Source organism: Limosilactobacillus sp. WILCCON 0051, from assembly GCF_039955095.1.
Taxonomy (GTDB): Bacteria; Bacillota; Bacilli; order Lactobacillales; family Lactobacillaceae; genus Limosilactobacillus; species Limosilactobacillus allomucosae.
This window is the reverse complement of the sequence record NZ_CP154878.1, coordinates 1,075,016-1,098,015: the sequence shown is the minus strand read 5'-3', so window position 1 is coordinate 1,098,015 and position 23,000 is coordinate 1,075,016. Positions and strand designations below refer to the sequence as shown.

The window sequence follows — 23,000 nt, the reverse complement described above, 5'->3', positions numbered from 1 at the left end:
ACTTACCTCTCTTTTCGCTTTGGCTTTGCAAAAGATCGCGTTGGCGCGAGTTCTTGCTGTTTCGGTTTAGCAATCTGATTGTAAAACGTCTGCGTGGATTTTGTCGAGGATAAATACAGTCCCTTTAATTTTTCTGCCGGCGTCTTTTTCAGCAGCTCACGTTCGGCCGGCGTAAACTTAAACGGCTCCTGTTTGCCTTCCGTTAGCGCATCGTTCAGCTCATGGCGCGTGATATGTGCAACCATGCGTACAACGGGTTTCAGCGTCTGATCATCAGGATCCGGAATCCCGCTCTGCTCCAGCTTTTGACTCAGTACATTGGCTGCCATTCGGTTATATTCCTTTTCGCTGGCCATTTTTTCAAGCTTCTGCAGCTGCTTGTAGTCAGGTCCACTATGATCAGCCTGATTGAGCAGCGCGTCCAAATCATAGAGTTCGCTTGATTGCCATTTATGCAGCGGCAGTGCCTCAAATCCGCGAATTGACGCAGCCTTATATTTAGCTGGATCGACTTCCATCATCTGCAGATTCTGTTCTGACACCAAGCGTGGCAGGCGTTTAGTCTGCCACTGGTCAAATTCGATCACACGGTTCGGATTGTTTTCCAGCAGCCGTGATCCCGTGGCGTCAATGAGCTTCTCCAGCCGTTCTGGCGTTTGCGTCCATTTATCAAGGATATCAACCGCAAACTTCTTCAGCTCTTGATAGTCCGCCAATTCCGCTGAATTCTGCCGCGCATCGCTGGGCAGGAACTTCTCTTGAGGCTTAATCGTTTCCTCTGCCTTGCCTTGACCTGATTCCCGTTGTGCAGCCGGCTTTTCAGCTGGTTTCTCCTGCGTGTCGGCTTTTGATTCAGCCGTGTCAGACTCTGATTGACGTTCACTCGTTTTTGTCGGTTCTTTTGGCTGCGTCTGTTCTTTGACCACTGACAGATCCTGATTCAGATTCTTAGCCAGGTTCTCAAAGCCAGGCAGCTTGTCAAAATAGGCTTTCAAGTCTTGATAGATTGGCAGGTCAATGCACCGATACTCCAGACTATGATATGAATCGGCAATTAGGTTGGACTTCAGGCCTGCTTGCTTGGTGTAAACCTCAAAAGCCCGAGCGAAAACCTCAGTCGGCGTTTTAAAGTAGCCGGCATGCTTTTCCAGTGGTGTTCCCTTGGTCTTGGCATCGAAATTTCTCTGATAGGCCTGCAGAATCTTGCGAAACTCCGGCTGAATTGACAATGGCTTATCATCCGCCGTCAAATGCCGATCCAGGTAGTGGCCATACTCATGGACAAACGAGGTATAGCCGGCCGTTCCCGTTCCATCAGCCATATTCTGATAGATCTCGCCAGGCCGCCGAAAATCAACAACGAGCGTATTTTTGCTGGGTACGTACATACCTTTTGCCTTGTAGTTGCCCAGTTTACGGAGACGCAGAATCGGCTTTTGATCCCCAGCCGGCATAATTTTCAGCAGGCGCATCATTTCTGGTGAAAGCTGCTTATACAGATCCAGGTCTACGTCGTTATCCAGCTCAACGGCCTTAAAATACTGCTTCAGCTGCGTTTTATCCATCATCGCCCGGGTTTCTTTGTTGATCTGTTTTTTCTGCTCCCAGGCGCGAGCGTGCGTCTGTTTGTCAAGATCGCGCTCAAAGTGCTGTTCGATGACCAGGTTATACGTATCTGCCAAGTAGTCGTGCAGAAACTTCAAAGCCAGGTTTGATTTTCGAGCTTCCTGATAGTCGGCCTCTCTGATCGTGTGTGTAACGGTCCCTAGTTTGGTGTTCTGCACGTAAATGCGGTATTTGTCGCTATCTTTATCACTGGCATGGTGCGGATCTGGCTGCGTTTTGGCAATGAATTCATCGTGCGTCCAGTTGCCGTATTCTTCCATTTCAAAGTAAAAGCGATTGTATTTTCTAAATTCCGGATTCTCCAAAAGTTGCAGCTTCTTTTCAATCACTGGCCGGATTTTGGCTTTTTCTTCAGGCGAATAGTCCTTGTTCTTGTCAAACTCAGCTAAAACGTCTGCCTTGAGCTTGGCATAGCCGATTGTTAAGTTGGCATTACCCAGCTTCCAGCTGCCAAGTCCTGGGTCATTAGTGAAATGGTAGCTTGCATTATGCTTAGAAGTCAGATGGTTTGTTGGATCAATCACGAAGTATTGATCACGAGAATTCTCAAACTTAACCTTATACAGTTTCAGATCCGCTGGCGTGGCCTTGTCTTTAGTATCATGCGCTACAACCTTTTTAATTCGTTCTATGTTCTCACTCTCACCAACCCCAAAAAAGTCTTTATCGCCTTCCTTGCCAACTGCATAGGCTTTCTTATAAGTACCTGGTTCGTAGGTAGACATGATTGCGTCTAGGTAGTCCTGATCTGACCACTCCCCGTTCTTGTAAATAAACTGCGCCGTCTTGCGCCAAGCCGTAAAAAGCGTGTCTTTCTCGGTAAAGCGCAGCACATTGCTTGGTGCAGCAATACCATATTTTTTCTTCAGCAGACTGGTCAATGGATTGGTCAATTCTTCAGCCATTTTTAGTCACCTCATCATAGTTTTATTTATATCTACGATAAGATGAGTCGGCTAAATTCAATCTTTGGCCAGGCCTAGCTAAATCGCTTTTTATCTACCAGAGCATCATAAAAACCGGTTGTCAGAATCTTCTTTTTGCTTTTTTCATCCAAAGAGAAGACGATTGATTCTATTTTCTTGATTGAAATGCTATCTTCACTTGCATAATCAGCAAGTCGGCCAACTACTTCTTTGGCTGTAAACTCGTCAACAGACAGCATGCCTGGAGTCAGAAGCGTATCAACAGCTTGTAGAAACCTTTTGTTTTCTGCCGTTACTTTTGCTAAAGCCGGCTTAACCATTAGATCCGCATTACAGATCTGGATAAATTGTTTTTTACTGACGTTATTCGACGCAATTGTTTTCATACGTGATACTTGATCACTTAGACCAAGAAACAGTAGAAGATCATTCCCATAATAATACCCACCGTCGTCTCTCAGATATAGGAAATCCGCTACCTCTTCAGGCCCCGCAGTATCTTCAATTGGAAACCCTAAATCATTGTTCCAGCTAACGAATTGGTACAAGTCCGAAACGCCAAAGTTGGCCAGTTTATCCTGGAGCTGCAGCTCATTCAAGATCGTGGTCATCTCAGCATTGGTAATGCCATACTTAGTTGCGTTGATATCTTTACGCTGAAACAGACCATATCCAAATTTTTTAAATAGATTCTCTTCAACCATTCGAATTTTAATAGGATCTAACCAGCACATCATAAAAGCCTTCTTTAATAACCTTTTTTATCTTAGAACTGGGTAATTTTACTATCAGTTCCCTTATCTCATTCAAAGATATGCCATCGCTTAAAGCATAAGCAGCTAATTTATCTATTATTTCTGAAGAAGAAAAGTTGTCAGTTGCCAGCATGCCCGGAGTTAAGACGGTATCTAATGCTGACAGAAATTTTTGATTTTCCTTCGTTATCTTAGTAAGTCCTGGCTTAATTTCGACACCAACGTTGCATATCCGCTTCGTGACTTTTCGTTTAACGTTATTTGTTGTCAGTGTAATGACTCTGGCAATCTGATTGCTCAATCCCAACCATTCAAGCAGATCCGCACCATAGATATAACCACTATTATTACTTAAATACAGATAGTCAATAATCTCATTCAGTCCTGCAGTATCTTCAATTGGTAAGCCTAAATCGTTGTTCCATTTAACGAATTGATACAAGCCTGAAACGCCAAAGTCGGCCAACTTATTTTGTTGTCGCAGCCGGTTTAAGATTGTAGTCATCTCAGCATCGGTAGTGCCATACTCAACTGCGTTAATATCCTTGCGTTGAAACAAGCCATCTCCATACGCTTGCCGCAAGCGTTCCTCAACCATTTGCATCTTGCTGATCGTTTTTAACATGCTTCCGTACCTTTCTTCAAATGTTATTTTCCGTATTGTTATAATACCAAAAATAACGTTAGGGCTATTAAAAAGCGTCAGCCGGACAAGCCAGCCAACGCCTGATTGGAAAAAAACGTTTCTATATTAGGGAATATATTTTGACCTGCAAAAGGTCTAAACATATACTAACACATCCGCCATCATTTTGATGTATAGAATACAGCTAAAATATTATTTTAGCGTTCTTTTGCCTTCTTAGGATAAATCATTGGCTGACTCTGCACATTCAGCTTGCGCAGCAATTGAACATTTCCTGTATTCTTCAAGATCTTCATTGCCAATTTCAGTCGCTTCTTTGGTGGGTTGCCATAGGCATTGCGCAGATAGTCCATAACTCGTTCTTTGGTTTGATCTGCCTCATAGTTCCGTTCAACGGTCTTCAGAGCCTGACTGATCACATCATGTTCCGAAAGCAATTGTCGCTGACCGTTGATGATACCTTCGAATTTTGGTGTAAAGCGTTTCCTATCCAGTCGGACCAGTCCCGCCCGTTCCAGGCTCTTGTTCAACTGTTTATAGTCCAGATTCCGCAGCTTTGCAGGATTCTTGCCATATGCGGTAAGAATGAAATCGTTCAGTGTTTCACCCTCAAACCTCAGACCGTTGTTGGCATTGCTATCCTCAGTCAATTCTTGATTCTTGGCTTTTTCGATTCTCAGATCCTTGTAAAAGCCATCCAGCTGCGAGTACTTTTCGTTCTCGTTACCCTTGTGGACTCGTTCGTCAATTCCAGAACTCCAGACTTGGATATCGTAGCTGCCGGCATCGTATCGCCCATAATCAGCCTGGGAAAGCAGTTCTTTGACCATCATATCAAGATTTTTCTTGGTTTCCGGATAGTCCAGTTTCGTCAGCAACTCTTTGGATTTATCCATCAGCAGCTTCTTGGTGACGAAATCAGCATTATCAGGTTTCGTGATAACAATATCTCGGTATTCAAAGACCGCTGGATGGACAAACAGTGGCGCATCAGCCGGCAGATTATCTAACTGATCTGTCATATTCTTTAGTCTATAAGTCTTTTTGTCAGATGGCAGACTATCATCGGCTGCCGCCGTGCCAAACACTGCCCATCGGCCATCGGTTAACGCTTCAGCATAGCTTTCGCCTTCGCCTTGAAGCCGTTTCTCAATAAGGTCCAGTCCCTCATACTTCAGTGTTCTGTTCAATCGTTGGTAGTCCCACTTATCAATTTCGCGATTCGTGTATTCGATTGCCGGATCTTGATGATAGTCACTCGTCCCGGCTTTTTTGATCATTTCCTTGGCAATCGATGCTTGATTGTGCGGCGTAGCTGGTAGATTATGTTTTTTCAAGAGAGCTGCTGCGTCTTTTAAGACCTGCTTTTTGGTAATAAAGACATGCTCCAGGTCCCATTCATCCATTTCTCTTGCTAAAGCGATATTGTTTTGAGTAAAGCTTGAAACGTATACCGGGACGTCATCTGGCAGCTTGTTAAAGTCATCCAGATCTTTAATTTTGTAAGTAACGCTATTATGATAGGGTGCAAAATAATCATTGTCACCCACGTCATACGCGCCATACACTACCCAGTTGCCATTCTGCTTGATTGCATAGCTATCGCCCAGTCCCTCACGCTTTTCATAATCGCCCGAAACGACTACTTTTTCAGCCTCCACGCGTTCATCCTCTCGCTTATCGCGCAGTCTGGCTGATTCGATTCCTAAGTTGGTGCTTACATAGTAGCTATCAGGCTTATAGTCCCAGGGCTGGCAGTCGATTGAAAGATTAACATCAAGGTATTTGTCTAACCCCGGCACCTCAAACAGATATGGCACGGTAATCGTAAATACTTTCATATCGTATTTTTTTGCTGGAATCTTCGCCAGTCGCTCATCAACCTTCTGAATCAGATGACTGTTTTCCAATGATAGTTCGTAACGCAGACCGTTGATATCAAAAAGTGCAGCATCATCGAAATCTACGACCTTGACTTCAGGCTCCTCTGCCATTGCCATCACTCCTTTAAAAGTTTATCTTTAGTTTATCTGCGCTGAAGAAAATTCAATCTTTGGCCAACCTCTGGCCAACCTCGTTCCAAGGTTGGAACGAGGTTGAAAGATCCACTACTCAATTCAAGCAATGACTCTAACACTACAATATGCTATACTTAACGGGAAAGAGTTGGGGCTTGATATGGCAATAGTGTACCCACGTTTTTAATTAGTAACTGCATCACTAAGAACCAAAGTGAGTAATTACAGCATTATAAGGCTAACTATCTAACAACTATTGATATATCGTCCCTATGGCAACCTGGGGACGTAAAAGGCATTGGTAATTAGATGATCACTGCTTAAGCAACTGCGGCTGTTTGAGTAAATCGTCCGTATCTATGCAAATTGTGGTTCGGATACTCAATACTGGGGTGTTTGCCCACAAGCCATCGTCTTTAGTCGATGGTGGTTGACTCAAAAAAAGGTTTGCCCGTTGCGTGTTACTGGTAATCAGCATGCTGTACGTCACGCGTTAAATTAAAACCTGTAAAGAGCTTCCAAGCGTCCATCACGGGCGCTTTTTTTGTTATCGTTCCCGCTCCTTCTTTAGCGGCTTGACCTTTGATATTTGATAGGCAATCTGATTCTTAGTCTGTTTCTGCCTGTTTTGCCGGCCCTTAATAATTCGACTCGCCAGTTCTGCCCGTTTGTCTAGCGGAACCTTGCTGCTATCCAAAAATTTCGTTACCTGTTGGTTAGTCTGATCTTGTACATAGTCTTTTTGCAGAATCTGCTTGGCATAATCAATTTTCTTTTGCGTTTCAAGATCTTCAGGCTGTTCTTTCTCGTAGACGATCTTGCTGACTTCATCAGCCGTAACTTTCGGCAATTCCAAGTCTTGACTGCCGGCATGTTCCGGTGCTTTTGCCAGCTGCCGGTCAAAAGCCTGCTGCCATTCCGGCTCCTGATAGTCGTCAAAACTCTTGAGCATGCTCAGCGTTTTCTGATCATAAGGCATCAGCAAATGCGTATCTCCTGGCATGCCGTAATCGCCAATAATTTCAATGGCCTTGTCCTGATTTTCAAAGCCGGGCAGCTGCTGATCGTGCAGATCAACCACGTTCATCAGTACAGCATCATCTTCATGAATTCTTTCCAAGCGGACTAACGGCTTAACCATAAACTTAAACTTGGTGTCATAAAGATCCTCGGCTGCCTCAATAGATGCCGCCATTGAATCGGGGTGTCTGCTGGTTTCATAGCCGTCCGCGTTAGCCTGTTTGATCAGCTGATCCTTTGTAAATGCAATCGGCTCAATCCCATCATTAAAGACATATTTGACTTGATCCTGCTGTTTCATAATTGTCCCTCGCTTTATTGATTTTGCCTTTGAGTCTAAACGGCGGCTCAGAAAATCAATCTTTAGCCAACCTCGGTCCAACCTTGGAACGAGGTTAAAAAAGAGCCATTACTCAATTGAGCAATGGTTCCTTAGTTAATGTTCCTTGGCTTTTGCTTGGGCCATACTCTTTGATAGGCGTTGACTTCGATTCAACTTCACCAATCTAACGTTTTGAGTATTTTCAACTACTTTGATTGCCAGTTTCAAGCGTTTGTCAATTGAATTGTTGGCCGAATCGCGTAGATAATTACTGATGAAAACCGCCGTCCGATCCTGTACGTAATAGTTTTCAACTGCGTCCAGCGCCCAGCTGAGAACGTCATGTTCGGATAGCATATGCTTTTGACCATTGATAATAGTGCCAAACTTGGGCCTGCGGTGTTTTTTAACCAAACACTCAAAGCCCATTTTTTCCAGGCTCTGATTCAGTTTCTTGTAGTCCAGCTGCCGAATTCCACGGTTCAGATCACCATCTTCAAGCGTATAGGCATTCAAAAGAAAATCATTTAGGGTCTGCCCGGCACCTTTAGGGAGCGTCGCCGCAGCCGTGCTATCTGCCTCAAGCACCTTATTCTTGCGCTTATCAATTCTGGGATCCTTGTAAAAGCCATCCAGCTGCGAATTTTGTTTTTGCCTAGTCCGATCCTTGTACATATTTTTAATTAGGTTGTCATGGGCGGCCTGAATATTGCTGGAACTGGCATCATCTAATAGTTCTTTTGTGATTAGACTTATATTGCGATCGGTTCTGGGTAAATCAGCAAGCCGTAAAACATCATCGGCATATTCAGTCAGCATCTTTTCGGTTACGAAATCCTGGCTTTCTTTCTGCATGATTTAATGCTCCTTTCTCACAACTAACTAGCGTTCTTTTGCTTTTGGCTGAATCTGTTTTGCCATAGGTTTTCGTATCAAATGCTCTACCTGATCTGCTAATCCTTTTTCGATTGGCACCAGTTTGATTCGATCATTCTTTTCGACGATCTGCGTGGCTAGTTTTAATCGCTGAGCTTGGTAATCCTCGCTATAAGGTTTCTGCTTTAATACTTTTAAAGCAGAGGTCTTTACATCGTCATCAGCATAGTGATTTTCCACCAGTTCGATTGCCCTTTGCAGCAGCTTATGTTCCGATATCGTCTGCAATGTTCCATCAGGCGTGGTGTAAGTATATTTTGGGACGGTACGTTTGCTATCTAATCGCTGAAAGCCATTCAACTCTAAGTTCCAATTTAGAAACTCAGGATTCAGTTGTCGGTCAGCATAGAACTCGTAGTCCTTTAGATAGTCGGCCACCGTTTTAAATTCTTTGGTTTTGGTTTCAATCGACTCATCACGAACCAGTGGTTTGGACTTTACCTGGTTGATTCTTGGATCAAGAAACCAGCCATCCAGCGTTTGAAATCTGCCATTCTGGCCCTTTCTTAAATCATCGATGACGTTCCAATAAGTGTCATACAAGCAGGAACCATCGGCAACGTCGAGAGTCCGGTAATTCTTGATATCGCTTTGTTCAAGAATACTCTGCGCGACAATTTCTGTATTGTGCTGGCTGATTGGATATAATCCATACGCATATATTGTCAAGGCATCAGTGGCCATCTTATCCAAATCATGTTTAGTGGTTGGCTTGACCGAAGCTGGAATAATCGCTGTATTATCATTCCAGCTTGCAAAAATTGGGACATCATCAGGCAAGCTGCCTAGATCATCGACATTCTGCAGCTTATAGAAGCGGCAACTTTTTCCTTGCCGATCAACTGCTTTGGCACCATGGATAGTCCAGCTGTTACCAACCTTTTCAGCATAACTGTTATCAACCCCTGCCAAATAGCTGACTTCAGGCCCCTCTACCATTGCCATCACTCCTTTAAAAATTTAACTACATCGAGCTTATCTACATTGAAGAAAATTCAATCTTTGGCCAACCTCTGGCCAACCTCGTTCCAACCTTGGAACGAGGTTAAAAAAAGAACCATCACTCAATTGAGTAATGGTTCCTCGATTAACGTTCCTTGGTTTGCTTTTTGGAATTGGAAATTGGCTTGGCATGTGGCCGGCGAGCAGCAATGATATTGTTCGCAACCTTCAAACGTTGAGCAATTGGCCGTTTAGTGTTCTGAAGATACTCGGCTACTGCCATGCTGGTTTGATCCTGAGCATAGTTTTTTGCCAAGACCTTGGCTGCCCGTTCAATCTTTTGCTGGGCCAGCGGTTCAGCAAGCGGCTTAATTCCACTCTCTTTTAAGACTTGATTCAGTTCTTTAAAATCGACGTCGGACCGGTTGCCAAATGCCGTCTGCATGAAGTCGCCGGCTGTTTCATCTGCATAGGCCTTGCCGCCCCGATCACTGGCATCATCAGTGAGTGTCAGTTTTTTTACAGCTTCAACCCGCTCATCATGATAGATAACTTCCTGCGTCCGTTCCTGCTGCTTCTTTAGCTCTTCTAAGCCCTGACGCACCATCGACTGCAGCTGGCGTGGCGTATACCGTGGCGTCCGCTGTTCATAGTACAGATAGTCAGACATATCGCGCAGCATGCTCAGACTGTTGCTGATTCCAGCTGGTGCGTTCTCATAGCTTGGATAGGCATGATGCAGATAGTTAAGGTACTGTTTGGCCATTTCTTTTGGCTGCACCGGCCGTTCTGGATTCATCTGCCGATAGACGTAGGCAGTCGCCCGCGCGTCCGCCAGACTATCATGAGCATGTTCATTGCCCCAGTCGTAATCATAGAAATCGGCAGCCTGCCCCAGCTTTTGCCACTTGTAAGGCGTCTTGTTGAAGCCTTTTGGATAAGGATTCGGTTCGCCAACGGCCTCGGCAAATTCCAGCATCAGGTCATGATTTTCTTTAGCGGGATCAATCTTGATGCCATTTGCTTTCAAAAAACGATCATCAAAATTGCGTTGATTGTACCCGACTACCACATCGGCCTGGTCAAAAATCTCCTGCACTTGACCAGTCCAAGCTTGAAATGCTGGGCAGTCCTGCACGCGCTCCGGAGTGATTCCATTGACGGCGGCCGCCTCTGGCCACTCGTTCTTTTTCGTTGGCTTGAACAGCTTGTTAAACAGTTCATTGCCATCGCCATCAACGATTGACAGCTGCAGAATATCATCGTTCTGCGGATCAAAGCCAGTCGTCTCCATATCATAGCTGATGACTTTGGGGCTTGTCTTCAGATCGTGTTCAATTTTTTTGGCAATTTCTTGATAGCGCTCATCGATCTTATCCTTATCCAGATCGTATTCAGCCGATGATTCAATGGCTCTGGCAGATTCAGCCATTTTTTTCATTGCCAGCCGATCGAGTGTATCGTTGGCATTAGCGTCCATAATCTCGTCAAAATCGGCAACAATGATTCGATCATCAGTTTCCCGCAATGACTTATCCTTCAGCCATAAGTAGGTCTTAACTTCTCTAGTATAATAATTGGTCTTCTCATCATAAGGTGCCGCTAAAAGGCCATAGTGACTTGCAAGCTTTGCAAAGCGTTCATTGTATTTATCGACCGCATCGCGTTCTGCCATACCGTCCAGATTATAATTTTTCGGATTTTCACGCAGATCGATGCTGACCTCTTCTGCTGAAATCCCAGTGTGCGTCCATTCGGTTGCTTCTAAGATGGTCTCTGCCATTGAGTAGCAGTTGTACTCGGTATCAGGCAGATCATTGTTCCGTAAAACCTCTTGCGCCGATTCCATCAGCTCTTGCTTGGTGGTAACTGACATTTCTTCCGGCGCCAGGAGGATATCAGGCGTCGCATGTACGGGCGCATCATCCGGCGCATCTCTTAAATCGCCGGCAAACTTATAGCCGACCTGATCAGCCTCAAGTTCTTCCAAGGCCGCATGAGTACCATGGATTTGCCATTCGCTGTCCTGCTTGATCGCATAGCTGCCAGCCCAGCCCAGCATCAGCTCCGGACTTGGCGCTTTTTGATCATTGATCTTTTCCAAGACTTCCATGTAGCGTTCCGCTGAATCATCAGTTACGTTGTCCAGGGTCAGCTGGTGATCCTTGACCTCCTGATCAATCTCCTGGCGGTGTTCAGCCAGATAGTCGTGAATTGCCGGCACAATTGCTGGGTTTGCCGTGTTATGGCCAAGCCACTGATCAAATGCCGCTAATTTCTGATCATCTGACGCCGATCCTTTGACTAACCAATCCAGATCGCCATTTTCAACCAAAAAGTCGCCTTCCCTAGTGTAGTCGTATACCCAGTCGCGGATAATTGCTCCTGTCAGCCGGCCGTAAATATCGTTCTGCTGTTCAAACTTGTCGGCCGTGAAATTCCAATAATTTAAAAATGCCTGCAGATTCTTTAATTCTCCGTATTCTGCCATAATCAGCGCTCCTTTGCTTTAGTCTTAACTGGCTGCTGCATTTTCTGCTGCGTCTTCATTTGATACAGTTTGCGGCTGGCCGTCCGATTGATCTTACTGGCCAGGCTAACCGACTTGACAAACATCGTCTGTAGCTCATCAGGCTGCAGGTTGGCCATAGCCTTGCGCTCACTAGCACTGAAATGGAAAGACTGATTCGTCAGTCCAGTGCTGGCAAAAGCCATATGGCGTGCCATATGCGTCTGCACGGCATGAATCTGATTGCGTCCCCATACCCAGTCAGGCTTCGGCACTCTCAGTTCTCGCAGGGCATCAACCACTGCTCCCAGTCGTTCTGGTTCTGATGACTGGTGCATGAGATTGCGCTGGCTGACCAGTGCTTGTGCCGGCATTTTGACGTTAGGATACTTGGCAGCAATCTCATCGGCAGAATACATCTTACCAACGTCAAACGTAACGGGTTGACCAGGCTGTTTAGCGTTTGGTACGAATACCTTGACGCCTTCGAGCTGATCAAAATCAACGCCTTTTAAATCCTCGTTCTTATCATGACGGATCCAGGCCTGCTTCGTCATAAAGCCCTGTTCCGGACTGGCCTGCGTCAGCAGCAAACTGTTGACCCGACCATAGTCCACTACTGGACTGACCCGATCAACCAGCTTTTCCATTGCATCAATGGTCTGCGTTCCGTCTTTCAGCAGCTGCTGCGCCTTGCGACTGACGGCAAACCGTTCAATTTCTGTTGGCGAGACCTTTTTTTCCTGTTTCTTTTCCTTATCCATGTTTCCACGCTCCCTTAGTTTCGAGAAGGCATAAGCGTCATCAAACGTTTCAAACTCAAATGGCTGCTGACTCAGATCACTATTGTTTAAGCGGTCCAAAACAAAATAGTGGTTGCTGTTTAGATCATGAGCCAGGTAGATACCCTGGTTCGCCGCTGCTGGCGGGCTGGTCATAATCCGCCCGAGTTCGTGCATTGACAAGCCAATTGGATTCAGCATCTTCTCACCGCTTTCCTTGATTCTTAGCTCTAGGATAACGGGAATTTTCAGGATTCAATCTTTGACCAACAAAAAACAGCCACTAGATTGACTAATGACTGATTAGAAAATATGAACTCTATTTATCAAAGAGCCTTGACCAGAAGCCCTTCTTTTTAACCGGTTGATTCTGACTGCTTGCCAATTTACTCATAGTTTGCACTAAAATTTCATTTTGCTTATTTTGCTGTTCAAGAAGAGTTTCTAACTGTATCTGCTGACGTTCATTACTATGAATTTTGTTGTAATAGTTTCTAATTAACGGTTCTCCAATAAATTGATCGAATCGATCAATATCTAGTAGCATACCGCTATCATACAACTCTAAAGCAATACCTTCTTTTCTGGGAAACATATTGTAATAGTTATCTAAACTCTCATTGATATTTTCATAAGAAGTACCTTTGAAACTGTTAAAAATAGATTTTGCGACATTAAAGACGTTATCTTTACCCTCAATGAATGAAACATGTTCAAAATTATCGTTTTGAATCAGCATTCGCCAGTTAGTCTTATTGCAATCTCTCTTATAGTCGTAATTTTCCCAAATTTGACTTGGAAGCTTTTCAGCCTGACCAAACTTATCTAATAAATTGTAGAGGATATCTTTAGTTAAATACAGGTAGTCATCGATTAAATGACTTTCTTCATTACCGTTCAGATGATTTAATCGTTCATTCAAATGCCACGTTACATAACGGTAGATATGATCATTTACATTATTGATCAAAATCTTGTAAGGAATTTCTTGCTGATTGTCCAATTTCCAGTCTGAAGTAAAAGATAAATAGTATGTTCGTTTGGTAATTTCCTCAAGGTTGTTAATAGGTTTATCTCCCTTATTGTGATTCATGGCAAAGATGTTCACATTATGAACCCCATTCACAATCCGAAGCGAGGACCAATCTTTTATAGCTTGAATGGCATCTTTATAACTTAGAAAATTACCATTCAACTCATCAACAATCATTGGTGATATGAAACGCTTTGATTTTAAATAGTTACTTAGGAAATTTATAGCAGGAATTGGACGCGCATTAGAGCCATTGATCTCGGTATATTGAATAGTTTTTGAGCAATCACCAACAAATGGCTTAAAGTATTTAGATAATAGTAGTGTCTTTCCAGTTGATCCACGTCCAATCAACACCATTGACATAGGAACCTGATCAGGATTTTTGGCAAAGTTAGACTTTTGATAGACTTCTTCGCGAATCTTCCAAATTAATGGCGCCGTCATTAAATAAAGAAAAGCTGACAAAGCTTGGTGACTTTCATCATGTTCCTTGTTTAATTTAAAGCTTCTAATAATGTCAATAAAGGTTTCAACGTCATCTCTAGTAACTAGATCACTATTAATTGTTAGCGGGTGAAATAATTCATCGCCATCATCTTTTACCATAATCTGATCGTGATCATATGCCCACATCGGTTTTGGATATAAGTCACTGGCCTTCATTTCTTTAGTAACTGTTTTATTTAATGTTTGGTAGGTAACTTTTTTAATGCTTGATTTTACCTGGTCTAAATTACGTTTTAGGTTTCCGTTTTTTGTGTAGGTATTCTTCAATATCTCTACGGTTTCACGTTTCATCAAGAGATTGCTTTCGCCATCAATTTTACTGCTAACCAGCTGCTTAACTGCCGAGGGACTAACGACAACTGTTTTATCGCCGAGTTTATCAATTACATCATTTGTAACAACTGCTGTAATTTCAGCATAAGTTGTTTTACTGCCTAACTGTTTAATAATCTTTCGATCTATGTACTCTGTACTATCAAAAGTAAAATTGTGCTTAAAAAGGTTTTTATGATCCTTATAAATCGAAAAGTCAGCACTATTATTCTTATCTCCCCGGTACAGCCAAAGCATTTCATAATTATCGTGTATCGCCTTATTGGTTAGATTCATTGACCCATTAAAAATAGCAAATTTATTTTCATTCTCTAAAATAAAGTATTTACTATGGAATAAGTGATCTTTTGTAAAATGAAGCTGAAGCGTACCATCAGAAATCCGTTTCATGAATTCGTCACTGGCATTCTTAATTTCCTTAACTCGACGAGAAATATCAAAAAGTTGGTTTAGACTTTGGCCGGTCTTCTGATCTTCCATACCTAAAATTAGCTTAATATTTTTAAATCGTGGCAACAGCTCTTTTTCCAGGATCTTGAAGGAGCTTACGAAAGATACGCCACTAAAAGTATCAAAGCCATTCGTTAAGCTAAAAAAATCAGAATCCTTTAGCATCACCTGATTATTTAAATCATATATGCTTAACATTATAGTCACCCCCTTAATTGACAATTATAGCCATTAAACAAGTTTAATCACGATCAGTCCCAATATCCGTCATCAATATCATTAAGATATAGATTGTAGCCATGAATCACATCTTCAAGTGGAATTACATGATCTCCTTTTGGATCACCATAAATGGTAATACCTAAAAAGGCACCCTTTGGATCATCAGATAGCGATCTGCCCAATAACCGACAGCACTCAGGAACCGTGAAGTTGTTGCCGATATATTCAGAGACTCCTTCTCCCAATACTGCCTTGCGCGTCTGGCCAATTAGTTTAAATGGAATTTTATCACCAGCAACCTTTCTAACTTCAGATTCAGAAACATCAAAAGCTTTTGCTAGTTCGGCTGCAGTAAAGTGGCCACGTAAGATTAACATTTGCTCACCTCAATTCAATAGAGCAGCCAAGCTCTTTACCTGCTAACGCCACAAAATCATTTTTCATCAACGTCTTGGCGAAGACAGATAATTGACTAAAATAGTTGGCAAAATGAAGTTCCAGATCAGAATAAGCAATCCGACAAGTAATATTAGTAATCTTTCCTGAAATTTGTGCGGATTGAATAACCTGGCCATTTTCCAGAATCGCTGCGGCAACAGTAACCTTGTCTTGATCTCTGTTAAATTCGCAGTGCAAGTCAAACGGGTAGTATTCCAGCAAATCCTTTGGCTGCACATGCAGGTACTGGCACAGCTGGTTTAGCGTGGCCAGCTGAATGCCCTTAGAGTTGTTTTGTATCATATAGGTTAAGGTTGTCCGTGATAAGCCGGTATCTTTAGCTACTTGTGTAATGCTCAGCTCACGTTCGCTCAGCAGCATCTTCAAGCGATTAAAAATCATGATCTATGCCCCTCTTACTTTTTATTATTATTGTACAGTATAGTGAACATTTTTCAATAATATTATTCAAATATATTGATTTTTGCACTAATGATAGTATAATAAAAATATAGAAAACGTTCATAGTAGTGAACATTTTCTATATAAAATAAACGTCTAAGGGGATATAATTATGACTGACCATTTTACCATTACGTTTTTGTCAATTCTGCTAGGAGTAACACTAGCCGATCACAAGTATGATCTGGCAGCTGTACTCATTTTCACTTTGGTTGCCTATCTGTACTACGCCTGGAAAGGCCGCAAGGAACACAAAAAGGCAATCGACTACTTTTTTGAATAATAGCCGATCGCCTCTTGTAAATAAATAAACCTGATAACGCGACTTCACAGTTGCGTTATTTTTATTTTAACAGAAATTCGAGATATAATCACGGAAAGATAAAGGAGTGCATTATGAAACAAGATATTTTGAACTATCCAGTAATATTGACTGAATATACCGATGATGGACATTATTACGTCGTAACCTCGCCAAATATTCCGGGTATGGTTACTGACGGCAAAAACCTTACTGAAGCCCTTACCCATGCGGAAGACGCAATGGCAACCATGCTAGATGGTATCGATTATCCAGCGGTACAAGATCCTAAGTTGTGGAAACTGAAAGATAATCAGTTGGTTACCTGGGTCACGGTCAACATGACCAAGTGGCTAACTCAGCATGATCAATAGGCAAAAAGCGGCCGTTGAACAGCCGCTTTTCTATAGTCTGGTTTTAATCATCATCGCCTCCTATTTCACATTAAAGTCAGTGGTCACTGGCTTGTCACTGATTGCAAACAGCGCGTTCATCACGACGTTCTTAACTAATTCGCGCGCCTCGTCTTCGGTGCAGTTGATATCAGCCAGATCAATCCAGCTGGTCACATCGCCCAGCTCCCAGAAACGGATTCGGCCATTCTTAACATCGACCGAATCTTTCTTAATCACCACATTACCATCATAGACGGTAGTGATATGACGATCGATTTTTTCTTCGACCAAGTTTTTAATGGTAGCGTTCATTTTGTTTTCCTCCTTATACATTTCCGCCAATTTATGAACCGCAATCCATTTTGCGGTCTTTAATTTTTCGGGGTCTGCCCGAAACTGCTTAAGTCGTGGGATTGACATTCCAGACCACTTGCTCAACTCAGCAAAGCTATTATTCTTGTCAAGCACGACCGCGCGTGCTTTTTCGTAATCATCCATGCCTTTCCTCCTATCTTTTATGTTTTAATTATAACACTTGAAGTATAATTTTCAATACCATGAATATAATTTATGATACTTTTTCTTAATAAAAAAATTCTAGCCAGCAAGCTAGAATTATTACTTTCTAATTAAACTGCTGATTTTGTCAGCTGTTTCCTTATCCTTGAAGGAATAGCTGTTGCCGTATGATGGATTGCTCTGCAGAATATTCAGGAACTTTTTCACGTCAAACGACTCTGCCAGCGCTGTTAAAAAGATGCTAAGATCCTTGACCTTTCGCCGCTCCAGGCGCGATGCTTGAAAAGCGGCCAAGAACGCTGATTGATCAAGCTGGTCAAGATCCGTCAGTTCAATCGTGTGCAGGAAGTCTTGAAGAATGCTCTTCTCATAGGCATTAAGCAATCGGTCAACCGCAGTTTTCTTAGCCAGTCCCTGTACCAGAACACCAACTGCCGCCAGCATTTCGCAAAGATCACAGTCGATTGTCGGCGTATTGTGCCTTACTGCGGCATCGGTACTGATTCGCGAACGATTCTGCAGATGAGCGTCAATGCGCTTTTCAATTGTCTGAAACAATGGTACGTAGCTTGGCTCTGTCACCAGATTTTCTTTGGAAGGCTCCCAGACGAACTCATCGCTGGCCAGATCAAAAATGCGCAGCGTTTCTGGATCACATTTTTTATTGTGTGCCCAGATCGTTTTGCTTTTAGCCATCTTCTGAGCCAACTCAACCGGTGCGGCCAATTCCTGCCAAACTGATGCTTTCGCGTCGGTCTGCTCAAATTTCTTGGTGGACTTGCGAAAATAATACATTTCGCTATTTCGCATGACCGTAATCACGTAGCGGGCAGAACTTTCCTGCACCTCCGGATATTTTTCCGCAATCGTAGCCAAGGGCAACGTTTCCCGATCCTGTAAGTCAAAAGCAAAAAAGCTATCTGACCGTTTGAATCGAAACCGCGTTGGATAATCCTGTTTCAGATTGTCAAAGTCATGATACAGGCCGGTCAAGGACTCCCAGATCACAAACTCGTGGTTCTTTTTTGAAGTAAATTTCTGATCAATCGTCCAATACCAGCGCTGTTTGCTGCGCGCTTGATACATCAAAACATAGGGCACCTTAACCGCCCCCTACAGCTTTTCGCCAGTATATTCTCGATAACAGACGCGTGCAACCGTCTCTGGCGTTCCCATCAGCATCAGCGGAATCATCTCCTTGCAGAAAGCTAGAATCTTCATCGCCAATGGCCGGCTGACGTTACAGTTTTCGTAAAAATCAAGCATTTTTTCTTCAAAGTATTCCTGGCTGATCGGTTGTCGTCTAACATTTGCAGACATAATCTATCACTCTCCTTATTATTGATAAATAAAATCAGTATGGTCTGGATTAATGGCCACTACCATATACTGCATCAGGGAATCCGCCGCATCGGTCTTGATCTTTATCGCAAACGGCTCCTGCGTGCCTAATATGATCCCTTTGGCCACGCCATGCTCCAGGCTGGTAATCAGGCCCAGATCGTAATTTTCTTCCATAAGCAAAGAGGCCCCCATCTAAAGTCTGATTTTAATCATCGTCAGAATAAGGATTTATGCAAGTCTCGCCAAACAAAAACGGCCGTCGGAAAATCCGACGACCGACTTTATCCTAACCATATACGAACCACTCCATAAATTGCCCAAGCAATTGCCCCTGTAATCAATGCAATCTTAATACTCTTTCGATACTTTTTTCTTGTTTACTCATGATTAAAAAATAATAAAAGCCGTTCGTAAATTTTAGCAGAGGGTACGAACGGCGTTAAACAGCTTGAGGTCCTAAAGCTACCGTCTTTAAAGCGGCCTTGCTTTTTCTATTAGTATTATAGCAGGGCTTACTTTTGTCTGCACGGAAATGACAGATGCTTCTCAGTCACAGAATTACCCTTATCGACGACTTCAAATGGATATGGTTTATTAGTATCATACCCATTAAACATCTGTTTTAAACGACTTTTTTCTTTTTTAGGCTTTATTACAAGCGATTTTTCTAGCTTAGGTGTTTGTTTCATAACTATGCCTCCATGAATAATTGCAAAATTCACATAACCTACGCCATTAGTATATACTCACATATTCAAGAATAAAAAACACCCTGCATACAGTAAAGGCTAATTGCCTAGCTGCCTGTAGGGCGTTTGTACATCCAAACGCTTTGCTAATCATCTCTATCCCCGCACTGGGTATTCTTGTTCACCAATCCAAAAATACACGGCTATAATCGTCTGCAGCAGTTTTGCTGGATCCTTGCTTTTCAGTACGATCTCACCATCTTCGCTCATCGCGTGGGTCTGATAGCGTTCGGCAAAATCAGCCAAAACCGTTACTTCAAGTCCGGCATCAAGCAAGTCGTTATAACAAATTGCATAATCATTGTACCAGCCGTCTTCAAACGTTAAATAGATCTCATTGCCGTCCAGGTCAACGAAACGCGTTGCAATTTGAGCAAACGTTTCTAAGTCGTTTTGAGAACTGACAAAATCAGATAAAGTAATTGGATTTTTCATTTAAAACTCCTTTTTTCAAATCTCACGCGTCTCACGTTCTTCTTCTCGATCAGCACGCTCAATCTCATCATCATCGTCCAAGTGCTTGCGCATGGCATTCATCTCTGCTCTACCGTCACGTCGGAGTCCGCTCATCAGGCGATCCAGATTAGACAATAGTCGCAGACTGCCGCGGTGTGTCTGATATCTTTCTTGCGCCTGCTTTTGCGTCCGCTCCAGAAACTCCTGCCGATGTTGAATCATTTGATCTAGTCGTTCACCATTCTCAAGCATCGCATAGCTCTTTTTTAATCGCTGGAACAGCGGCCGATTCATTGCGTTCCGTTTGGCAAAATCGTCTTTATACTGCCGGTTGTTCTCGTAGATCTGCCCTTTCAGCTTCAATACCTGCTGCTGCATCTGATAATAATAGACCGCATTCTGTAAGCCATAGGGACTGCCAGGATTCGGCAGCATCATCTGTACAGTCGGCGAATCTGGATACTTGAGCATAACGCCTAACTCTTTGCCTAGCTGATCAACTCTTTCACTGACAACTTCCGGACTGGCTGCCTGAATCGGCAGTTTGACCACGTTGACATAGCGTTTTGAAAGCTCTCGATAGCGCTTGGTCATTCCCTGCTTAGCCCGCTCAAATTTTGGCAGTTTTTTGAGCGTAACCAGTTCCCGCTGCTCCTTCAACACGTTTAAAAAATACTCATTGGCTGGCGATTTGTCGTGCAGCTTTTTTAGTTTGGCAATCTGATTGTCAATGACATTTGCCCGTGCATCCAGATTAACCTGACGCAGATAGAGACGACGCAGTCCTAGACGTTTCTTTAGGGCTTTAGCTTCATTTGACGATGGCTTCGGCATGCTGAGTCGCTGCTTTTCCAACTCAATCTGCTTAAGATTTTCATCAACGCCTTGCGCGGCAATTTTTTCCAGTGTCTGCTGACCGTTTTGCTGCTCATCGACTTCACGCAGATAGTCATACACCCGGTTGGCCAGAAATTCTCGCAAAGCTTTATCGCGCTTTTTTTCTGTATCTTTGATATGCTGACCGTATTTTTTTCGGCTGCGAGTATCTTTTTCGTGTACGGCTGCTTTAAATTGCTGATAGGAATCATGCAGCTGATCGTTTAAAAAATTATCAACCAATTTATCCGTCAGCTCATGCGACTCATGAAAGACTTTGCTATGGTTGCTAGCCCGCCATTTGCGTTTGTCGCGATACTGAGGCAGCGACCAATAGATATTCTGCAGCTGCTGTTGCTGATCCGCATCGTGCCGCACCAGCCACTGCACGTTCTCCACCAGATCCTTCCGCAGATGATCAATCTCTTTGTCCAATTCTACGTCGCGCTCACGATTGATTGATCGTGCCAGCTCATGGTGAACATCAGATTTAAGCCGGCGCAGCGACTTGGTATGGAACATGCCAACCGGCTCTCTATTTTTCATCTCACGCGTATTCTGTCGCTGACTAATGGCCAGGTGTACGTGGACGTGATCCGTATTTAAGTGCACGTCGCCCCACCAGAAAGTTTCTGAATTGTTCAGCTCTTCTTGCGCCAAAAAACCAGGCATGGCTTTTTGAACCGCCAGCTTGATTGCCCGCTGATCAACCGTTTTGGTTTTCTCGTCATACAGCCCCGCCTCGCGAATAAATTCCGGACTGAACGAGATCACGCCGGCCCAGAGCATAGTCTTATTTTTCTGCGCCAGATTGAGATTATCGATCAGTTCCTGGTGCTGGTGATTGTCAATGTTGAGGCTATCTTTCGTGAAAGTCGGATAGCGATTCTTGTCAACGCCCCGCTCAAGTTTGGTAGCGGCCTGCCGATCCGTATACCCAATGTAGCCGGCGAATTTTTCATCAGGATCCTTTTGAATCTGATCAGCATATGGATTGTTTTCCAGCTCAAAATCTTTCTCCGGATTAATGGCTTCCTTCCGTTCCGTATAGCCGAGATATTTTGCCTGTGCCACGTGAAACGTCTGCGTATAGATGATATCCGGCGACTGCTCACCTTCTTTGGTCATATACAAACTGTTCACCTCTTTTTTTACAGTCGAACGTGCTTGCCAAACTTATCCTTTAGCTCAACGCGCAAGTCAGAATTGATCACCTCGTCTTTTTTAAATGGCGGATAACCATGCCGAAGCGTGCTGACCGGAATATGTAAAATCCCCGACATATCTTTGTAGCTCAAACCGAACCGAGCATAGTACGTTACGATCAAGCGGACCGTATCGCGCTTGCTGCCAGTACGCCATGCTTGCGGATTAACCTGCAGCATCTTGCGGACTTTTTTTAGTCGTTTTCGATCCTCTAAAACTGTTTTAACGTCCGTTTGCGGATCGCCATCGTCAATGTACTGATCCAATCCGCTCTCTTGTCCTACATGCGTAAACCACTTTGGATCTTCTTCCAAAGCATGCAGCGCCCGATAGAAATCCTGATTGTTTTTTACTCGCATTCTGATCACCCTTTTTGATTCTTAGTTTTAGCAAACAGTCGCTTATTATCTTCATCAACCAGCTGCTGCAAAGCCTGATGAGTTTTGTACTCGGTACTGCCAAACTCAAACATCGACTCAAGATCATTTAAGCCGCCAGTTTCAACTAAAACTTTCGTTGCAATCATTTCGAGATAATAAAGTTCATTCAATCGATTGAGCAATTGCATATTATCCTTGTGCAGCTTCTCGTTTTCACGATGCAATTTTTCAATTGTCTCTCGTTCTGATCTTGAGTGATTAAGTTCAGCTGCAATTTGATCGTAGCTTTTCTTTTTGTCCTGCCGTTGTTCTTCTATTAAATAGTTTGAGTAGTCAGTCAGTAGCATATTGATCAAGGCACTACGATTATCTGGCATTCGTTTAATCAAAAATGGTTTTGCATTCCATTGCGCCAACAAATAATTAAGGTTAGCTACCGTCTTGTCATATAGCCGAATTGAAAAATGATTTTGAAGATCCATCAATCTCACTCCTTTAATTTTTGAAATCATTGCCATCAAGGTCATCTGGATCATATACGCCAGTTAGCTCCTCAAAAAACATACGTATGTAATTCTTAGTCGTTTCCGAATCGCCAGCCAGCTTTTTCAGATTTTCTGAAATTGATGCGAGGTTATCGTTGTACTCTCGAATCATTGATTTTAATTCCGAGTTTCCCGCTTCAATTACTTTATTGCGAAAATAATCCTCCACAATAGATTCCAGCATCTCAGTTTTATTAAGATGATTTTGTTTGGCCTCGATCGAAATTTTTTCGTAGATTTTTGCATCGATTTTTATCGCGATTTTTGAAGTTGTCATGATTCACTCCTTCTACCTACAT

23 protein-coding genes and 1 pseudogene are annotated in these 23,000 nt (G+C 43.2%); 2 read left to right on the top strand and 22 right to left on the bottom strand.

What is annotated here, in order from left to right:
• Positions 1–2: 2 nt before the first annotated feature.
• The 12 genes from ABC765_RS05230 to ABC765_RS05175 all read right to left on the bottom strand — a co-directional run bounded on the left by ABC765_RS05230 (position 3) and on the right by ABC765_RS05175 (position 15,870).
• Positions 3–2,531 carry a hypothetical protein gene (locus ABC765_RS05230; protein ID WP_347963589.1) on the bottom strand — a complete coding sequence of 843 codons (2,529 nt, stop codon included), beginning with the start codon at positions 2,529–2,531 and terminating at the stop codon, positions 3–5.
• Positions 2,532–2,605: 74 nt separating this feature from the next.
• On the bottom strand, positions 2,606–3,286 hold the full coding sequence (locus ABC765_RS05225) for a hypothetical protein (RefSeq protein ID WP_347980873.1): 681 nt from the start codon (positions 3,284–3,286) through the stop codon (positions 2,606–2,608).
• Positions 3,264–3,932, bottom strand: coding sequence for a hypothetical protein (locus ABC765_RS05220; protein WP_347963587.1), 669 nt, complete (start codon positions 3,930–3,932; stop codon positions 3,264–3,266). Before ABC765_RS05220 ends, ABC765_RS05225 begins: the two co-directional genes overlap by 23 nt.
• 218 nt (positions 3,933–4,150) lie before the next feature.
• Positions 4,151–5,947, bottom strand: a complete 1,797-nt coding sequence (locus ABC765_RS05215) for a hypothetical protein (RefSeq protein ID WP_347963586.1) — start codon at positions 5,945–5,947, stop codon at positions 4,151–4,153.
• A gap of 571 nt (positions 5,948–6,518) precedes the next feature.
• On the bottom strand, positions 6,519–7,292 hold the full coding sequence (locus tag ABC765_RS05210) for a hypothetical protein (protein WP_347963585.1): 774 nt from the start codon (positions 7,290–7,292) through the stop codon (positions 6,519–6,521).
• A 135-nt stretch (positions 7,293–7,427) separates the two neighbouring features.
• Positions 7,428–8,168: a hypothetical protein gene (locus tag ABC765_RS05205; protein ID WP_347963584.1), complete on the bottom strand. Its 741-nt coding sequence runs from the start codon at positions 8,166–8,168 to the stop codon at positions 7,428–7,430.
• A 27-nt stretch (positions 8,169–8,195) separates the two neighbouring features.
• Positions 8,196–9,197: a hypothetical protein gene (locus tag ABC765_RS05200; protein WP_347980872.1), complete on the bottom strand. Its 1,002-nt coding sequence runs from the start codon at positions 9,195–9,197 to the stop codon at positions 8,196–8,198.
• 139 nt (positions 9,198–9,336) lie between these two features.
• Positions 9,337–11,682, bottom strand: coding sequence for an exonuclease domain-containing protein (locus tag ABC765_RS05195; protein WP_347963582.1), 2,346 nt, complete (start codon positions 11,680–11,682; stop codon positions 9,337–9,339).
• A gap of 2 nt (positions 11,683–11,684) precedes the next feature.
• Complete coding sequence (locus tag ABC765_RS05190) at positions 11,685–12,683, bottom strand: hypothetical protein (protein ID WP_347963581.1); 999 nt, start codon at positions 12,681–12,683, stop codon at positions 11,685–11,687.
• A 118-nt stretch (positions 12,684–12,801) separates the two neighbouring features.
• Positions 12,802–15,006 (bottom strand): phospholipase D family protein, encoded by a 2,205-nt coding sequence (locus tag ABC765_RS05185; protein ID WP_347963580.1) that lies wholly within the window; start codon positions 15,004–15,006, stop codon positions 12,802–12,804.
• 53 nt (positions 15,007–15,059) lie between these two features.
• Positions 15,060–15,407, bottom strand: coding sequence for a hypothetical protein (locus tag ABC765_RS05180; RefSeq protein ID WP_270359954.1), 348 nt, complete (start codon positions 15,405–15,407; stop codon positions 15,060–15,062).
• Between the two features lie 4 nt (positions 15,408–15,411).
• Positions 15,412–15,870, bottom strand: coding sequence for a helix-turn-helix transcriptional regulator (locus ABC765_RS05175; protein WP_270359955.1), 459 nt, complete (start codon positions 15,868–15,870; stop codon positions 15,412–15,414).
• Between the two features lie 172 nt (positions 15,871–16,042).
• Between ABC765_RS05175 and ABC765_RS05170 the strand changes: the two genes are divergently transcribed.
• A complete protein-coding gene (locus tag ABC765_RS05170) occupies positions 16,043–16,213 on the top strand; it encodes a hypothetical protein (protein WP_270359956.1) in 171 nt (56 codons plus the stop codon).
• 113 nt (positions 16,214–16,326) lie between these two features.
• Positions 16,327–16,596, top strand: a pseudogene (locus tag ABC765_RS05165) (type II toxin-antitoxin system HicB family antitoxin); the annotation flags it as partial.
• A gap of 69 nt (positions 16,597–16,665) precedes the next feature.
• Here the strand turns inward: ABC765_RS05165 and ABC765_RS05160 are convergent.
• The 10 genes from ABC765_RS05160 to ABC765_RS05115 all read right to left on the bottom strand — a co-directional run bounded on the left by ABC765_RS05160 (position 16,666) and on the right by ABC765_RS05115 (position 22,978).
• On the bottom strand, positions 16,666–17,124 hold the full coding sequence (locus ABC765_RS05160; RefSeq protein WP_347963578.1) for a hypothetical protein: 459 nt from the start codon (positions 17,122–17,124) through the stop codon (positions 16,666–16,668).
• A gap of 120 nt (positions 17,125–17,244) precedes the next feature.
• The gene (locus tag ABC765_RS05155; protein WP_347963577.1) at positions 17,245–18,246 is read right to left on the bottom strand and encodes a hypothetical protein; all 1,002 of its coding nucleotides are present in this window, start codon (positions 18,244–18,246) and stop codon (positions 17,245–17,247) included.
• A 12-nt stretch (positions 18,247–18,258) separates the two neighbouring features.
• Entirely contained in the window at positions 18,259–18,465 is a 207-nt protein-coding gene (locus ABC765_RS05150; protein WP_347963576.1) for a hypothetical protein, read from the bottom strand.
• An 18-nt stretch (positions 18,466–18,483) separates the two neighbouring features.
• Positions 18,484–18,663 carry a hypothetical protein gene (locus ABC765_RS05145; protein WP_347963575.1) on the bottom strand — a complete coding sequence of 60 codons (180 nt, stop codon included), beginning with the start codon at positions 18,661–18,663 and terminating at the stop codon, positions 18,484–18,486.
• 338 nt (positions 18,664–19,001) lie between these two features.
• Positions 19,002–19,178 carry a hypothetical protein gene (locus ABC765_RS05140; protein WP_270359960.1) on the bottom strand — a complete coding sequence of 59 codons (177 nt, stop codon included), beginning with the start codon at positions 19,176–19,178 and terminating at the stop codon, positions 19,002–19,004.
• 156 nt (positions 19,179–19,334) lie between these two features.
• Complete coding sequence (locus ABC765_RS05135; protein WP_347963574.1) at positions 19,335–19,673, bottom strand: hypothetical protein; 339 nt, start codon at positions 19,671–19,673, stop codon at positions 19,335–19,337.
• 15 nt (positions 19,674–19,688) lie between these two features.
• Positions 19,689–21,698, bottom strand: coding sequence for a relaxase MobL (mobL, locus tag ABC765_RS05130; RefSeq protein WP_347980931.1), 2,010 nt, complete (start codon positions 21,696–21,698; stop codon positions 19,689–19,691).
• Between the two features lie 23 nt (positions 21,699–21,721).
• On the bottom strand, positions 21,722–22,135 hold the full coding sequence (locus ABC765_RS05125; protein WP_034540266.1) for a hypothetical protein: 414 nt from the start codon (positions 22,133–22,135) through the stop codon (positions 21,722–21,724).
• Positions 22,136–22,140: 5 nt separating this feature from the next.
• Complete coding sequence (locus ABC765_RS05120; RefSeq protein WP_347963573.1) at positions 22,141–22,638, bottom strand: hypothetical protein; 498 nt, start codon at positions 22,636–22,638, stop codon at positions 22,141–22,143.
• Positions 22,639–22,651: 13 nt separating this feature from the next.
• Positions 22,652–22,978 carry a hypothetical protein gene (locus ABC765_RS05115; RefSeq protein WP_347963572.1) on the bottom strand — a complete coding sequence of 109 codons (327 nt, stop codon included), beginning with the start codon at positions 22,976–22,978 and terminating at the stop codon, positions 22,652–22,654.
• Positions 22,979–23,000 lie beyond the last annotated feature (22 nt).

Bases quoted from the DNA above. Each gene is read 5' to 3' on its own strand.
- ABC765_RS05230 (WP_347963589.1), bottom strand. From the start codon at position 2,531: ATGGCTGAAGAATTGACCAATCCATTGACCAGTCTGCTGAAGAAAAAA.
- ABC765_RS05135 (WP_347963574.1), bottom strand. From the start codon at position 19,673: ATGAAAAATCCAATTACTTTATCTGATTTTGTCAGTTCTCAAAACGAC.
- ABC765_RS05180 (WP_270359954.1), bottom strand. From the start codon at position 15,407: ATGTTAATCTTACGTGGCCACTTTACTGCAGCCGAACTAGCAAAAGCT.
- ABC765_RS05215 (WP_347963586.1), bottom strand. From the start codon at position 5,947: ATGGCAGAGGAGCCTGAAGTCAAGGTCGTAGATTTCGATGATGCTGCA.
- ABC765_RS05195 (WP_347963582.1), bottom strand. From the start codon at position 11,682: ATGGCAGAATACGGAGAATTAAAGAATCTGCAGGCATTTTTAAATTAT.
- ABC765_RS05210 (WP_347963585.1), bottom strand. From the start codon at position 7,292: ATGAAACAGCAGGATCAAGTCAAATATGTCTTTAATGATGGGATTGAG.
- ABC765_RS05190 (WP_347963581.1), bottom strand. From the start codon at position 12,683: ATGCTGAATCCAATTGGCTTGTCAATGCACGAACTCGGGCGGATTATG.
- ABC765_RS05220 (WP_347963587.1), bottom strand. From the start codon at position 3,932: ATGTTAAAAACGATCAGCAAGATGCAAATGGTTGAGGAACGCTTGCGG.
- ABC765_RS05125 (WP_034540266.1), bottom strand. From the start codon at position 22,135: ATGCGAGTAAAAAACAATCAGGATTTCTATCGGGCGCTGCATGCTTTG.
- ABC765_RS05115 (WP_347963572.1), bottom strand. From the start codon at position 22,978: ATGACAACTTCAAAAATCGCGATAAAAATCGATGCAAAAATCTACGAA.
- ABC765_RS05185 (WP_347963580.1), bottom strand. From the start codon at position 15,006: ATGTTAAGCATATATGATTTAAATAATCAGGTGATGCTAAAGGATTCT.
- ABC765_RS05205 (WP_347963584.1), bottom strand. From the start codon at position 8,168: ATGCAGAAAGAAAGCCAGGATTTCGTAACCGAAAAGATGCTGACTGAA.
- ABC765_RS05140 (WP_270359960.1), bottom strand. From the start codon at position 19,178: ATGAAACAAACACCTAAGCTAGAAAAATCGCTTGTAATAAAGCCTAAA.
- ABC765_RS05175 (WP_270359955.1), bottom strand. From the start codon at position 15,870: ATGATTTTTAATCGCTTGAAGATGCTGCTGAGCGAACGTGAGCTGAGC.
- ABC765_RS05150 (WP_347963576.1), bottom strand. From the start codon at position 18,465: ATGTCTGCAAATGTTAGACGACAACCGATCAGCCAGGAATACTTTGAA.
- ABC765_RS05120 (WP_347963573.1), bottom strand. From the start codon at position 22,638: ATGGATCTTCAAAATCATTTTTCAATTCGGCTATATGACAAGACGGTA.
- ABC765_RS05160 (WP_347963578.1), bottom strand. From the start codon at position 17,124: ATGGATGATTACGAAAAAGCACGCGCGGTCGTGCTTGACAAGAATAAT.
- ABC765_RS05170 (WP_270359956.1), top strand. From the start codon at position 16,043: ATGACTGACCATTTTACCATTACGTTTTTGTCAATTCTGCTAGGAGTA.
- mobL (WP_347980931.1), bottom strand. From the start codon at position 21,698: ATGACCAAAGAAGGTGAGCAGTCGCCGGATATCATCTATACGCAGACG.
- ABC765_RS05225 (WP_347980873.1), bottom strand. From the start codon at position 3,286: ATGTGCTGGTTAGATCCTATTAAAATTCGAATGGTTGAAGAGAATCTA.
- ABC765_RS05145 (WP_347963575.1), bottom strand. From the start codon at position 18,663: ATGGAAGAAAATTACGATCTGGGCCTGATTACCAGCCTGGAGCATGGC.